The 14108-nt window shown below is 64.3% G+C and carries 12 protein-coding genes; 10 read left to right on the top strand and 2 right to left on the bottom strand.

Annotation, left to right across the window (positions count from 1 at the left end; genetic code table 11):
• The first annotated feature begins 192 nt into the window (after window positions 1-192).
• From P0D73_RS07140 to P0D73_RS07120, 5 genes are all read left to right on the top strand, one after another.
• Window positions 193-2163, top strand: coding sequence for a PAS domain-containing hybrid sensor histidine kinase/response regulator (locus tag P0D73_RS07140; protein WP_408290004.1), 1971 nt, complete (start codon window positions 193-195; stop codon window positions 2161-2163).
• A 198-nt stretch (window positions 2164-2361) separates the two neighbouring features.
• A complete protein-coding gene (locus P0D73_RS07135; RefSeq protein ID WP_408430560.1) occupies window positions 2362-3540 on the top strand; it encodes an acyl-CoA dehydrogenase family protein in 1179 nt (392 codons plus the stop codon).
• 24 nt (window positions 3541-3564) lie between these two features.
• A complete protein-coding gene (locus P0D73_RS07130) occupies window positions 3565-4170 on the top strand; it encodes a class I SAM-dependent methyltransferase (protein WP_408290000.1) in 606 nt (201 codons plus the stop codon).
• A complete protein-coding gene (locus P0D73_RS07125; protein ID WP_408310941.1) occupies window positions 4167-4823 on the top strand; it encodes a glycosyltransferase family 2 protein in 657 nt (218 codons plus the stop codon). The genes P0D73_RS07130 and P0D73_RS07125 overlap by 4 nt, the downstream gene beginning before the upstream one ends.
• A gap of 38 nt (window positions 4824-4861) precedes the next feature.
• On the top strand, window positions 4862-5356 hold the full coding sequence (locus tag P0D73_RS07120; protein WP_408430558.1) for a DUF421 domain-containing protein: 495 nt from the start codon (window positions 4862-4864) through the stop codon (window positions 5354-5356).
• 9 nt (window positions 5357-5365) lie between these two features.
• On the opposite strand, the gene P0D73_RS07115 is transcribed toward P0D73_RS07120, so the two are convergent.
• Window positions 5366-6763: an MFS transporter gene (locus P0D73_RS07115; protein WP_408430556.1), complete on the bottom strand. Its 1398-nt coding sequence runs from the start codon at window positions 6761-6763 to the stop codon at window positions 5366-5368.
• 228 nt (window positions 6764-6991) lie between these two features.
• Between P0D73_RS07115 and P0D73_RS07110 the strand changes: the two genes are divergently transcribed.
• Window positions 6992-7144: a hypothetical protein gene (locus tag P0D73_RS07110; protein ID WP_165923831.1), complete on the top strand. Its 153-nt coding sequence runs from the start codon at window positions 6992-6994 to the stop codon at window positions 7142-7144.
• Window positions 7145-7439: 295 nt separating this feature from the next.
• Here the strand turns inward: P0D73_RS07110 and P0D73_RS07105 are convergent, their stop codons facing one another.
• Window positions 7440-7580 (bottom strand): hypothetical protein, encoded by a 141-nt coding sequence (locus tag P0D73_RS07105; RefSeq protein ID WP_165923832.1) that lies wholly within the window; start codon window positions 7578-7580, stop codon window positions 7440-7442.
• Window positions 7581-8070: 490 nt separating this feature from the next.
• Between P0D73_RS07105 and mprF the strand changes: the two genes are divergently transcribed.
• From mprF to ilvA, 4 genes are all read left to right on the top strand, one after another.
• Window positions 8071-10623 (top strand): bifunctional lysylphosphatidylglycerol flippase/synthetase MprF, encoded by a 2553-nt coding sequence (gene mprF, locus P0D73_RS07100; RefSeq protein ID WP_408430832.1) that lies wholly within the window; start codon window positions 8071-8073, stop codon window positions 10621-10623.
• Window positions 10620-11882, top strand: a complete 1263-nt coding sequence (locus P0D73_RS07095) for a virulence factor family protein (protein ID WP_408430554.1) — start codon at window positions 10620-10622, stop codon at window positions 11880-11882. The genes mprF and P0D73_RS07095 overlap by 4 nt, the downstream gene beginning before the upstream one ends.
• Before the next feature lie 43 nt (window positions 11883-11925).
• Entirely contained in the window at window positions 11926-12174 is a 249-nt protein-coding gene (locus P0D73_RS07090; RefSeq protein ID WP_408180735.1) for a hypothetical protein, read from the top strand.
• 215 nt (window positions 12175-12389) lie between these two features.
• Window positions 12390-13964: a threonine ammonia-lyase, biosynthetic gene (gene ilvA / locus P0D73_RS07085; RefSeq protein WP_408180734.1), complete on the top strand. Its 1575-nt coding sequence runs from the start codon at window positions 12390-12392 to the stop codon at window positions 13962-13964.
• Window positions 13965-14108: the final 144 nt, after the last annotated feature.

The raw sequence follows: 14108 nt of genomic DNA, 5'->3' as shown, positions 1-14108 counted from the left end.
TTGCGGCTCCTGGTTTCTGATGAGTGTGCGATCAGCGAGTAGCAATTGCGGGGCCCGGCGATTGCCCTCGCGCTTTTGTCGGCGCGGAAGACGGCGCCGGACTTTTCGCGTGGGCCTCAGGTAAAACCATAAGCGAAGCGGACGGTGACTGGCGGTGTATGCTTTTGGACGTAGCCTTTATTCCGGACCACCATGAAACAGCTTGATGTTCCCTCCGCCGGCGAAAACGGCAAGCCTGCCAAGGCCCCGACCGCGGCCCGCCCGAGTGCGATTGCCGACGTCGACTACTGGACGCTGGTGCAGGCGATCGAAGACTATGCGATCTTCCTGCTCGACGCGACCGGGCGGATCGTTAGCTGGAATGCCGGGGCACAGAAGCTGACGGGCTACACGGACGAGATCATCGGCCGGCACTTTTCGTGTTTCTATCCCGATGAAGCGGTGGCGCGCGGCTGGCCCGCCTACGAACTGCAACAGGCGTCGCTGACCGGCCGCTTCGAGGACGAAGGCTGGCGGGTCCGCAAGGACGGCACGACCTTCTGGTCGAACGTCGTGATTACGTCGATCCGCAACGACGCGGGCATTCTCACCGGCTTCGCCAAGATCACGCGCGATCTGACCGCGCAACGCGAGTATCTGGAAGCGCTGCGGCAAAGCGAGGAGCGGTTCCGCTTGCTGGTCGACTGCGTCAAGGACTATGCGATCTTCATGCTCGATCCGCAAGGCCACGTGGTGAGCTGGAATGCCGGCGCTGCGCGCATCAAAGGCTATTCGCGCGAGGAAATCGTCGGCCAGCATTTCTCGGTTTTCTACGCGCCTGAGGAAGCGGCGGCAGGCAAGCCCGCGCGCGAACTGGCAATCGCCCGGCAGATCGGACACGTCGAGGACGAAGGCTGGCGCGTGCGCAAGGACGGCACGACCTTCTGGGCCAACGTCGTGATCACCGCGATGCATGACGAGTCGAACCGGCTGCGCGGCTTCGCCAAGGTTACGCGCGATCTGACCGAGCGGCGTCAGCGCGAGGAACTGGAGCGTTCCGGCGAACGCATGCGGCAGTTTCTCGCGACCCTCGCTCATGAATTGCGCAATCCGCTTGCGCCGGTCCGCAATGCGATTGGCGTGATGCAACTCGAAACCGGTGTCAGTCCCACGCTGGCGCGTTCGCGCGACCTGATCGATCGCCAGGTCACGCACCTCACGCGGTTGGTCGACGATCTGCTCGACGTCGGCCGGATCATGTCGAACAAGGTCGAGTTGCGCCTCGGCCGTGTGGATCTGGCCGAGGTGATGGCGCGCGCGATCGAGGCAGCCCGGCCGTTCACCGATGCGCACGAGCAGCGGGTCGTGCAGCATATGCCGGACGAGCCGGTGATCGTGCGCGGCGACATGACGCGTCTCGTGCAGGTGTTGCAAAACCTTTTGCACAACGCGGCAAAGTTCTCGCCGGTGAGCAGCACCATCGACGTCGTGGCGCGTATCGATTACCACATGGCCGTGCTCGAAGTGCGCGATGCCGGTTGCGGCATTCCTGTGCGCTCGCTCGACAAGATCTTCGAGCTGTTCGCTCAGGAGAAGGAAGGGCAGAATGCCGGCGAGGGTGGTCTCGGCATCGGCCTCACGCTGTGCAAGTCGCTCGTCGAGATGCACGGCGGCAGCATTATCGCGAGCAGCGAAGGGGTGGGTTGCGGCAGTACCTTTACGCTGAGTCTGCCGCTGGCCGCCGCGCCGTCCGAAGCGACGGGCGATGAGGCGAACGCGGCGAACACCCAAGTCGCGCCACTGCGCATTCTGCTGGTCGATGACAATTGCGATTCGGCCGACAGTCTGGCGATGCTGCTCGAACTCAAAGGCCACGAGGTGCGCATCGCCTACGAGGGCGAGCAGGCGGTCCAGGTCGCGCCGCGCTTTGCGCCCCACCTCGCTGTGATCGACCTTGCCATGCCGAAGATGGACGGCTACGCGACCATCGCGGCGCTGCGCGCGATGCCCGAACTCGCCCACACCCTGTACGCCGCCATGACCGGCTTCGGCCACTCGAGCGATCGCGAGCGCACCCGTGACGCCGGGTTTCATGCGCATCTCGTGAAGCCGGTGGAACTCGAGCTGTTCGATGCCTTGCTGGCCGAGGTGGAAGCGCGGCGCAGCGGGCGCGACCCCGGCTAGCCGTTGGAGCAACGCGCGCTTCCTTCATACGAGAGCGGTGTGATGGCTGGCTTGCATCAGCATTCCTGATTCCCGAAGAAAGGTGTCACGTGTCCAGGCATTTCAGCGCCTGCGGCACGCCGCTTGCTGAGCGTCTTTTGTGCGCGGCGGCCCTTGAGAGTCCGCCGGCACTCGATCGAACAGCTTCAGGGAGGCACGATGCTCGATACGCGTGATCGTGCGGCCGGCGTCAACGCGCGGCCGCCGCAAAGTTCCGGCATGACCGCGTCTCGCGATTCCCATACAGCGGCGAGCAGGGCTCGGAAGGGTGCGCAACCTGCCGGGTCGCTTGAAAATTTTCTGCGTGACACGCGCTTCGATTCCAATGACCCCGCCGCGCTCGGCGACGTGTTGCGCGCATTGGTCGAACACGGGTATGACCGCGCGCCTTTTGTGCCCTTGCCGGGTCACGGCGAGACGCTCGCGCGCTGGCGCGCCCTCGCAGCAGTCGCCGCGTGCGATCTCGGACTCGTCAAGCTGTTCGAAGGCCACACGGATGCACTTGCGATCCTCGCCGAATTGCATGGGCCCACGCCGCCTCTGGGAAGCCGGTGGGGTGTCTGGGCCGCCGAGCCGCCCGATGCGCGTGTGCAAGCGACCAAAGTAGGAATCCGAAGCGATGGCGAAGGCCTTCATCTTGTAGGCACAAAAGCATGGTGCTCGGGCGCGGGTGTCGTCACGCATGCGGTGATTAGCGCATGGCTGGACGATGAGCCGGTGCTGGCGGCTGTCGCGATGGATCAGCCATCCATCTCGATCGACACGTCGAAGTGGCAAGCGGTCGGCATGCAGGCCACGGCAAGCGCTGACGTGACCTTCGACCAGGCTTCGGCGACGCTGGTGGGCGGCGCGCATTCCTATGTGCGGCGTCCAGGCTTCTGGCACGGCGGCGCCGGTATCGCCGCGTGCTGGTATGGGGCCGCCGCGCAGATCGGCCGGATGCTGCGCGACGCGTCCACGCAGCGCGCGGATCCACATCGGCTTGCCCATCTCGGCGCGGTCGAGGTGGCATTGGCCGCGGCGGCCGCGGTATTGCGCGAGACCGCCGCGCGCATCGACGCCAATCCGTCGACTGACTCGCAACGCGAGACGATGCGCGCGCGCCTCGTGGTCGAAGACGCCGCGACCGCCGTGATGAATCACGCGACGCGTACCCTCGGTGCCGGCCCGTTGTGCCGCAACGCGCGCTTCGCGCGTGCGCTGGCGGATCTGCCGGTGTTCCTGCGGCAGAGCCACGCGGAGCGCGATCTGGCCGCGCTCGGTGAACTGGTTGCAGCGGCGGGACAGGGCGACGGTCGTGACGATCACGATGCCGGAGGTGCCCCGTGGACGCTTTGACGCCATGCACGGAGGGCCGCTGACATGAGCTCTCCGGTCACATACTTCGATGAACTCTATCAACAGAGCGACGATCCGTGGAAGTTGCGCGAAGGCTGGTACGAGAGCCGCAAGCGCTCGCTCACGCTCGCGTTGCTGCCGCGTCCGCGTTACCGGAACGCGTTCGAGCCCGGTTGCGCGAACGGCGAACTGACCGTCGAGTTGGCGAAGCGCTGCGATACGCTGCTTGCCGCCGATCTGCACGAACGCGCGGTGCAGCTTGCGCGCGAGCGGGTCGCGGGCGCAGCGCACGTCCGTGTCGAACAGCGCACGGTGCCGCGCGAGTGGCCGACCGAAGCCGGACCGTTCGATCTGATCGTGATCAGCGAATTCGCGTATTACCTCGATTCGGCGGAGCTCGAAACGCTGGCTTCACGAATCGCCGCCTCGCTCACTACAGACGGCACGCTGCTCGCATGTCATTGGCGCCGTCCCTTCGCCGAAGCGCTCGAATCCGCCGATGCCGCGCATGCGCTGTTCGATACGCGCTGCGGCCTCGCGCGTCTCGCGCATCACGATGAAGCCGATCTGCTGATCGACGTCTGGTCGCGCGACGCACGGTCGGTCGCGCAGCGCGAGGGGCTCCTATGATCGGGGTGATCGTTCCGGCGCATAACGAAGAGGCGTTGCTGGCGCCTTGCCTCGCGGCCTTGATCGCTGCCTCCCGCCATGAGGACCTGGCGGGCGAACCAGTGCGCATCGTGGTCGTGCTCGACGCTTGCGACGACTTCACCGGCGCGATCGCGCGTGCCTACGGCGTCGAGACGCTGGCGCTGAAAGCGCGCAATGTCGGCATTGCGCGCGCAACCGGCGCGGACTTCCTGCTGGCGGACGGCGCCCGCTGGCTCGCGTTCACCGACGCCGACAGCCGCGTCTCGTCAGGCTGGCTGGTCGCGCAGCTTTCACTGGATGCGGACGCGGTGTGCGGCTCGATTGCCGTCGACGACTGGACCGCGCACCCGCACAGCGTGCGCGAATACTTCCGCAAGACTTACGTGGATGCCGACGGTCATCGTCACATTCACGGTGCGAACCTCGGCGTGTCGGCCGACGCCTATCGGCGCGCGGGCGGCTTTCCACCGCTCAAGTGCAGCGAGGATGTCGCGCTGGTCGACCGGTTGATCGCGATCGGCGCGCGCATTGCGTGGAGCGCGGCGCCGCGCGTGATTACGAGCGCGCGCGCAGCGGCTCGCGCTCGCGGCGGCTTCGGCGATACGCTGGCGGCGTGGGCGGCCGCCGGGTAAGGGGGCGCCGCGCGCTGTCGCTGTCAAAGGAGGGCGACATGATGGACGCGATCTTGCTGCTGTTCGGTCAAGGCAGAACGCTCGATCCGCTGCAGATGGCCATGCGCGCGATCGTCGTATTTCTGATCGCGCTGGTGCTGATCCGGATCTCGGGCCGGCGCTCGTTCGGACAACGCTCGCCGTTCGATTCGGTGGTGGTGATACTGCTAGGCGCGACGTTGAGCCGGGCCATTGCCGGCGCGTCGCCGTTTATCGCCACCGTGGTCGCGTCGTTCATGATCGTAGCGTGTCATCGGCTGCTGGCGTGGGCGTGCATGCGCTCGCCCGGGCTGGAGCGGCTGGTGGGGGGCGTCGAACGCGAGGTGTTCAGCAACGGCGCGTTCAAGACGCGCGAGTTGGATGCGGCGCTCATCACCCGAACCGACGTGCACGAAAGCGTGCGGCAGAAAACCGGCTCACGTTCGATGGACGACGTGGCCGCGGCAATTCTCGAACGCAACGGCGAAGTGAGCGTGATCCGCAAGAAGGCTTGAGGCGATCGCTCAGCCCCGGCCGCCGCGCGAGATTTCCTCGCCCGCGCGGTGCGGCATGCGCAGCGTGACCGGAATCGATGCGAACGAGCACAGGCCGACCACCAGAAACGCCGGCCAGAAATCCGACCATGTGATGCCCGGATGACCATGCAGCACGCGCGAGATCTGCAGCACGATACCGCCGATCGTCACGCCGAGGCCGAGCGACATCTGCTGCACGACGCTGCCGAGACTCGTGGCGCGGCCTACGTCGCGAGTGGCGATTTCCGCGTAAGTGAGCGAGTTCAGACTGGTGAATTGCAGCGCGGGGAAGAAGCCGCCGAGCAACACGACCACCCAGATGATCCAGGTCGGCGTGCCGGGGAAAAATAGTCCGCAGGCCGCAATCGAGAGCCCCGACAACGCGGCGTTGACTACCAGCACCGAACGGAACCCGAAGCGGTGCAGCACGCTCGAGGCGACCGTGCGCATGAACATGCCGCCGAACGCGGACGCGCACGTGATCAGGCCGGATTCGAACGCGCTCATGCCGTGGCCTTCCTGCAGCATCAGCGGCAAGAGGAACGGCAATGCGCCGAGGCCGATCCGAAACAACGAACCCCCGAGCACGCTCGCCTGGAACGTCGGCACCTTGAAAAAGCGCAGGTCGAGCAGCGGTAGCGGGACGCGCTGCGCGTAGGCGACATAGGCCGCGAGCAGAACCGCGCCGCACGCGCACATGCCGAACGCGTCGCGATTCGAGATCAGTTCGCCGCCGACCAGCGACAGCCCGAGCAGAAGCAGCACCGCACCCGCCGCCGACAGAAAAAAGCCGACCCAGTCGAGCGGGCCGGGGTCCGGTTGGCGCGTATTGGCGATGTGCTTGTTGGTCAGATAGATGCCGAGAATGCCGATCGGCACGTTGATGAAGAAAATCAGGCGCCAGTGCAGATAGGTGGTGATGAAGCCGCCGAGCAGCGGTCCCGCGGCGGGGCCGAGCATCGCCGGGACGCTCAGATAGTTCATCGCGCGGATGAAGTCGGACTTGTGCACCACGCGAAAGATGATGATCCGCCCGACCGGCACCATCATCGCGCCGCCCACGCCCTGCACGAAGCGCGCAAGCGTGAAGGTGGCCAGAGAATTCGACGCGGCGCACAGCAGCGAGCCCGTCACGAAGATGCCGATTGCCGTGCGGAAGATCGTGCGCGCGCCGAACCGGTCGGCGAGCCACCCGCACACGGGAATGAAGACGCCCAGGCCCAGCACATAGCTCGTTACCGCGATTTTCAGCGTGACCGGATCGCGCCCGAAGTCGCGTGCCATGGCCGGTAGCGCGGTGACGATCACGTTCGCATCGACGCTTTCCATGAACATCGCGCACGCGACGATAAGGGGCGCAATCAGAGCTTTCTGGACGGCGGTCATGACGGCGGGCTGCGGCGAACGGCCGCGGGCAAAGGGGCCATTATTGCACCTGTACGGTGCGGATTGTTAACAGCGCACAAGCCGATGCCGCCCTTTTTAAGATCGTGTCGTTGTAATTGTGACCGTCGCGCAACAGTCTGCGGTTTTATTGATATTTGTTGCAGTGCGGCAGGAGATGGCTATAATCGGGTTATTGCCTAGGTATAAACCCTATACAGGAGTCCCGCCATGAACACCGCTTCCAACGCTTCCGCTGTCCGCGCTACCGTCGCCGCCAACAACACCTTCTTTGGCAAGCTGCGCGCCTTGGCATTGCATGCACTGAATCTGCACCTGCAAAACTGCGCTGTGATCGCGGAAGCGCATCGCCGTCCGGAGTAAGACAAAAGCCGCGCGCCACACGCGCAGACCGATACAGCAGGGCGCAGACATGCGCCGCGTCTGTCATGCGCACGGCGCCACGGTTTAGCGTCGTTTTTGCGTCATTCATGCCCGCCAGGCCGCGATATCACCGCGGCCCGCTGGCACGTGCAGCGAACGCTGTGCGATCTGGTTTCATCATTCAAGCTTCTTTGCAGCGGCGGCACGCGTGCAGTTCGCACCGTGTGAGCGTCATTCGTGACGCCGCTCGTGTTTCCGACCTCGTACGGCAACCGCCCGTACTTTACGGCTCGGTTTAGTCGCGGGCGCGGCTCGACACCCTCACTACGGCCTTGCGCTCCATGGTCGCTCGCGTGGCCAGTGCGCTCATCAACAGCGCCATCGACACCAACCCGACCAGATACACGCCCGCCATCATCCAATCCTGTTCCGCCATCTTCATTCTCCTTCGAGTACCTGATTTCACCCGGCAAGTGCGCCGCGTTTCACTGAGCTATTGCTCTCGATTACGGCACGCGAAGAGAAAATCTTGATGCCGCGTTTCAACGCTTCGAGCGATAGGCCATGCCGCGCGCAATCGACGCCACGTCGAATCTTCATTCGCCGCGCGCAAATAGCGTTTAAACTTCAGCCCCCTGTCGACAAGCCGGCGCGCCTCATCGCGGCCCAATCGGCAATATCGACCGTTTTATGCACGCGGATGGCTGCGCCAAGTCGCGCAGTGCATTCAAATTCAATGGGCGGGCCAGGTTAAACCCCTCGATACGGCTGACGCTGTCAACCTTTTTACCCCTGTGCCGTTATCCATTTGTAATCGCCAATAACCGGCGACGCCGCGAAGGACAATCCGTCGCGACAGCTCCACGCAAGGCCCTGCATTGACCATGTTCCATCGATATAACTATAAATTCGACCGGCTGGGCGCGATGTTCGACCGTGCATCGAAAACGCTCGGCAGCAGGGGATTTCTCTCGCCTGTGCTCGCGCTCGTGATTGGCGCGCTGCTGCTGGTCGTTTTGCAACACCTCTCGCAAGCAGTCGACTATCGCTCGGTGATGCGTCAATTGCGTCAGCTGACGGCCGGTGAGTGGACCGCCGCGCTCGGCGCCACCGCGCTCAGCTATGTGGCGCTGGTCGGCCGCGATGCAGTCGGTTTGCGCTATCTGGGCGCGGTCGTGCCGCGTGTGGCGCTGTGGATCGGTGCGACCGCCGGCTCGGCACTCGGCAATGCCACCGGCTTCGGCGCGCTCACTGGCGGGGCCGTGCGTGCGCGCGTCTACGGCGTCGCGAGCATCACGCCCGCGCAGATCGGCCGCATGACGGTGTTCACGAGCGTGTCGCTCGCGCTCGCACTGGTGTTGATGACGGCGCTCGGCATGGTCGGCGTAGCTGGCACGCTCGCGCCGATGCTGCATCTCGAACCCGTCACGCTGCGTTGGATTGGCATGGCGCTGCTCGTCGTACTCGGATTGGCGGCCGCCGCCTGCCGCAGCGAAACGCGCCCGGTGCGCACGCGCTGGAAGTGGCTGTCGTTCGATATTCCCGCGCGCCGCGACCTGCTCGCGCAAGTGGCGCTCGCGGTGCTCGACGTGGTGGCCGCCGGCCTCGCGTTGTGGGCATTGCTGCCGCATGCGGATGTGAGCTTCGTGACCTTCATCACGGTCTACGCCGCGGCCATGCTGCTCGGCATGATCGGCCACACGCCCGGCGGCGTCGGCGTGTTTGAAGCGGCGATGGTCTTCACGCTGAACGGCAGTGTGCAAACGCATCAGATGGTTGCCGCCTTGCTTGCGTATCGCACGATTTACTTTGGTGTCCCGTTGATCGTCTCGGCCGCGCTGCTCGCCGGCTTCGAAGGCCGCGCGCTGAAAAGCCGTTTGCCGCTGCAGCACGCCGCTGCGGCGTCGAAGCTCGCGCCGCTGTTCCTGAGTCTCGTCACGTTCGTGGTCGGCGGCATGCTGGTGATTTCCAGCGCGACGCCCGCGTTCTGGCAACGCATTCACATGCTGCGCGATGTGCTGCCGCTGTGGGTGCTCGAAAGTTCGCAGATGCTCTGCAGCGTGCTCGGCGTGGCGCTGCTGTTCGTTGCCCGTGGTTTGCTGCGGCGGCTGGACGCCGCGTGGTGGATGACGCTTCTGCTGGCGGTGCTGAGTCTCGCGTTGTCGCTGACTAAAGGTCTGGCGTTCGTGGAAGCCGGGGTGCTTGGCATGCTGGTCGTGTTGCTGCTGTCCACGCGCCGGCGTTTCAACCGTCATTCGTCGCTGTTCGCGGAGCGCTTTACGGCCGGCTGGCTGGTGTCGGTTGCGATGGTGCTGATGCTCGCCACGTGGGTCATGCTGTTTGCTTTCCGCGACGTGCCGTACACGCGCGACCTGTGGTGGCAATTCGCCTTCGACGAACGCGCGCCGCGTGCGTTGCGCGCGACGCTCGCCGCGAGCCTGTTCGCCGCGACGTTCTCGTTCTGGCAGTTGCTGCGTCCCGCGCCGGGACGCTTCGTCAAACCGGCGCCGGAAGATCTGCACGACGCGGCGCGCATCGTGCGAGCACAGGAACGCAGCGACGCCGGTCTCGCACTGATGGGCGACAAGAGCTTTCTGTTCTCCGAGTCGCGCAAGGCTTTCCTGATGTACGCGAAATATGGCCGCACGTGGGCCGCTTTGCACGATCCGGTGGGTCCGCGCGAAGAGTGGGCCGGTCTGATCAGCAAGTTCGTCGCGCTCGCGCATACGCACGGCGGGCGCGCGGCGTTCTATCAGGTGCGCGCCAACGCGTTGCCGCTTTATCTCGACGCCGGCCTCACGCTGATGAAGCTCGGCGAGGAAGCGCATGTCGTACTCGACGATTTCGACCTGAAGGGCTCGCATCGCGCGCATCTTCGCTATGCGCTCAAGCGCGGCGAGCGTGATGGCTTTACCGTCGAAGTGATCGATCAGGCGAACGTGCCCGCGTCGCTCGCAACGCTGCGCGAGATTTCAGACGGCTGGCTCGACAGCCGCGACGCGCGCGAAAAGAGCTTCTCGGTGGCCGCCTTCACGGACGAGTACCTCGCCGCGCAATCGGTGATGCTGGTACGCCAGAACGGTGAACCGGCTGCGTTCGTCACCTTCATGACGACCGACATGAACACCGAGGCGACGGTCGGCGTGATGCGTCATGTGGAAAGCGCGTCGCCGTATGCAATGGAATATCTGTTCACGCAACTGGCGCTGCATCTGAAGCAGGCGGGTTTCCGCTCGCTCAGCCTCGGCATCGCGCCGCTCTCCGGCATGCAGCCCACGCCGCTCGCTTCGCGCTGGCACCGGTTCGCCGGCATCGTGTGGCGTTTCGGCGGCCGTTTCTATAACTTCCGCGGACTGCGTGCTTTCAAGAGCAAGTTCCAGCCGCGTTGGGAGCCGCGCTATCTCGCGGCGTCGGGTTCGGTGGGCGTGTTCTTCACGCTTGCGGACCTGTCATTGCTGGCAGGAGGCCGGCGTTCATGACATTGCATTCGTTGTTCAAGCTCGCCGTGGCGGCGAGCCTCGTGACCGGCGGCGCGCTCGCGCACGCCGCGACCACTACCGTGTCCGGTGGCCGTTATGGCGACGTCACGGTGACGCAGCCGACCGGCCCGTTGCGCGGCTTCGTGGTGCTGTACTCGCAAGCGAGTGGCTGGAGCGCGGCGGATCAGCAGAGCGCCGACGCGCTCGCCAAGGCCGGCGCGTTGACCGTCGGCGTGGACACCGCGCGCTACGCTGCTAATCTAAGTGCGAAGAAGGAAGCCTGCCATCAACTGGTGGGCGATGCGGAGGCGTTGAGCCATCAACTCGAACGTCAATCGCAATCGAGCCATTATTTCGCGCCGATCGTCGCGGGTACGGGCCAAGGCGCGACGCTCGCCGTGCATGTGCTCGAGCAGGCGCCGTCCAATACGATCGCCGGCGCGGTCTCGGTGGGCGCCGAGCACACGCTCGATCCGCGCTTTCAGCCTTGCCCGCCGGACCCGACGATTATCCGCGACAAGGTGCCGGGCTTCGTCGAAAAGGCTGCCACGGGTAACGCCGATCGCACGCGCCTCGTCGCGTTGATCACGCCGCATTTGCAGGCGGTGTCGACGAGCGACGACGACGTCTCCGATCTGCCGCTCATCGAATTGCCGGCCGTGCATCCGAACGGCCTCATGGCGATCGTGATTTCCGGCGACGGCGGTTGGCGCGATCTCGACAAGACGATCGCCCAGGCGCTGCAGAAAGACGGCGTCTCCGTGATCGGCTGGGACAGCTTGCGCTATTTCTGGAGCGAAAAGCCGCCTGCGCAAACGAGCCGCGACCTCGCGCGCGTGATGCAAACCTACGGCACGCGCTGGAACGCGCAGCATATCGCGCTGGTCGGTTATTCGTTCGGCGCGGACGTGATGCCGTTCGCCTATAACCGTCTGCCGGAGACGCTGCGCGCGAAGGTGTCGCTGATCGCGTTGCTCGGCTTCGCGCCGGACGCCGATTTTCAGATTCGCGTGGGCGGCTGGCTCGGCATGCCGGCAAGCGACAAGGCGTTGAAGGTCCAGCCGGAATTGACGCGCGTGCCACCGGCGATCGTGCAGTGCTTTTACGGCGAGAACGAGAAGGACACCTTGTGTCCGGCGCTGACCAAAACCGGCGTCGAGGTGATTCGCACCTCGGGCGATCATCACTTCGGTGGTGACTACAATTCGCTCGAAAAGCGCATTCTCAACGCTTTCAGGAAGCAAAGTGGCGTGCATTGATACTCATGCGCGACGTGGAGCGCAAGAGAGTCCAACTACGCTGATGCATGTTTCACTCGACGAAGGATTGGACGCGCTCGAAATTTATTTCGGATCCCGTGGTAATCGCTTAGGCAAGTTGAAGAACATCGACGTGAAACCGGTCGGCAAGCTCGACCAGTTTCTGCGTGAGCGTGTGCTGAGTACGCGGCGTTCGCCCGCCGTGCCGGATCGTGGTTTGCGCGTCGTCGAGCGCATTTCGCCGCCACGCAAAGAGCACGCCGCGGCGCGCATAACAATCGACAGGGATTGACAAAGCGCCCCAAGTCAACGAAGATCGGCCACATGAACTGCCTCGACATCCGTATTGCGCTGATTATTAGCATCATTCATCGAATGGTGGGTTAGCGCGCGTCTGATAGCAGTGACACATAACCCGCCCCACGAGGCGGGTTTTTTTATATCCGCTTGCAGCCTGCCTCCTGGTGAACTCTTTGCTGATTCGTCCTTGCCGCACAGGAGCTTGCCTTGTCGTTACACCAACTCAAACAGGCCGCTGAAGCCGCCGATAGCGTCGCGCTTCGTCACGACTACCTGAAAAAAACTCTGACCGCGCGCGTCTACGACGTGGCCCGCGAGACCGAACTCGAACGCGCGCCGAATCTGTCGGCACGTCTGCGCAATCCGGTTTATCTGAAGCGCGAGGACAACCAGCCGGTGTTCTCGTTCAAGGTGCGCGGCGCGTACAACAAGATGGCGCATATTCCGGCCGAGGCGCTGGAGCGTGGGGTGATTACGGCGTCGGCGGGCAATCATGCGCAGGGCGTGGCGCTGTCGGCGGCCCGTATGGGCGTGAAGGCGATCATCGTGGTGCCGGTGACGACTCCGCAGGTCAAGGTCGATGCGGTGCGCGCGCACGGCGGTCCCACTGTCGAAGTCGTGCAGTTCGGCGAATCGTATAGCGACGCCTACGGACACGCAGTGAAACTGCAGGAAGAGCGCGGTCTGACCTTCGTACATCCGTTCGACGATCCGTACGTGATCGCTGGCCAGGGCACCGTCGCGATGGAAATTCTCAGCCAGCATCAGGGCCCGATTCACGCGATCTTCGTGCCGATCGGCGGCGGTGGACTGGCGGCGGGCGTCGCCGCGTACGTGAAATCGGTGCGCCCGGAGATCAAGGTGATCGGCGTGCAGACCGATGATTCGTGCGCGATGGCGGCGTCGCTCAAAGCCGGTGAGCGGGTCACGCTGAACGAAGTGGGTCTCTTCTCGGACGGCACGGCGGTGAAACTCGTCGGTGAAGAAACCTTCCGCCTGTGCAGCGAATATCTCGACGACGTGCTGCTCGTGAATACCGATGCGCTATGCGCCGCGATCAAGGACGTGTTCCAGGACACCCGCAGTGTGCTGGAACCCGCCGGCTCGCTCGCAGTGGCTGGCGCCAAGCAGTATGCGGAACGCGAAGGCATCGAGAACCAGACACTGATTGCGATCACGTCGGGCGCGAACATGAACTTCGACCGCATGCGCTTCGTGGCCGAGCGCGCCGAAGTCGGTGAAGCACGCGAAGCGGTGTTCGCCGTGACGATTCCCGAGGAGCGTGGCAGTTTCCGCCGCTTTTGCGAACTGGTCGGCACGCGCAGCGTCACTGAATTCAACTACCGCATTGCGGATGCGAACTCCGCCCATATCTTCGTGGGCGTGCAGATCAGGAATCGCAGCGAGTCGGCGCAGATCGCGGGCGCGTTTGAAGCGCACGGCTTCGCCACGGTCGACCTGACGTTCGATGAACTCTCCAAGCAGCACATCCGCTACATGGTCGGCGGGCGCTCGCCGTTGGCACACGACGAACGTCTGTTCCGTTTCGAGTTTCCCGAGCGTCCGGGCGCGCTGATGAAATTCCTCTCGTCGATGGCGCCGAACTGGAATATCAGCCTGTTCCACTATCGCAACCAGGGCGCGGACTACAGCTCGATTCTGGTCGGCATCCAGGTGCCGGACAGCGAGAATGAAGCGTTCAACAAGTTTCTCGCCACGCTCGGCTATCCGAACTGGGAAGAGACGCAGAATCCGGTGTATCGGCTGTTTCTCGCGTCCTAGAGCGGCTCGGGGTTTACCTTGAGCTAGCGCAACACTGTGCGACGGATGAGGCGTCGGGTGAATGGGCCACAAGCCCCGTCTGGACGGCGTTTGGGCTCGATTTCGCCTATCGGCTGCATGTGCCCGAGCAAGGCTGCTATTTCA

Source organism: Paraburkholderia sp. RL18-101-BIB-B (assembly GCF_046026985.1).
Lineage (GTDB): Bacteria > Pseudomonadota > Gammaproteobacteria > Burkholderiales > Burkholderiaceae > Paraburkholderia.
The sequence above is the reverse complement of the archived record's forward strand: the minus strand, read 5'-3'. Positions and strand labels throughout refer to the sequence as shown.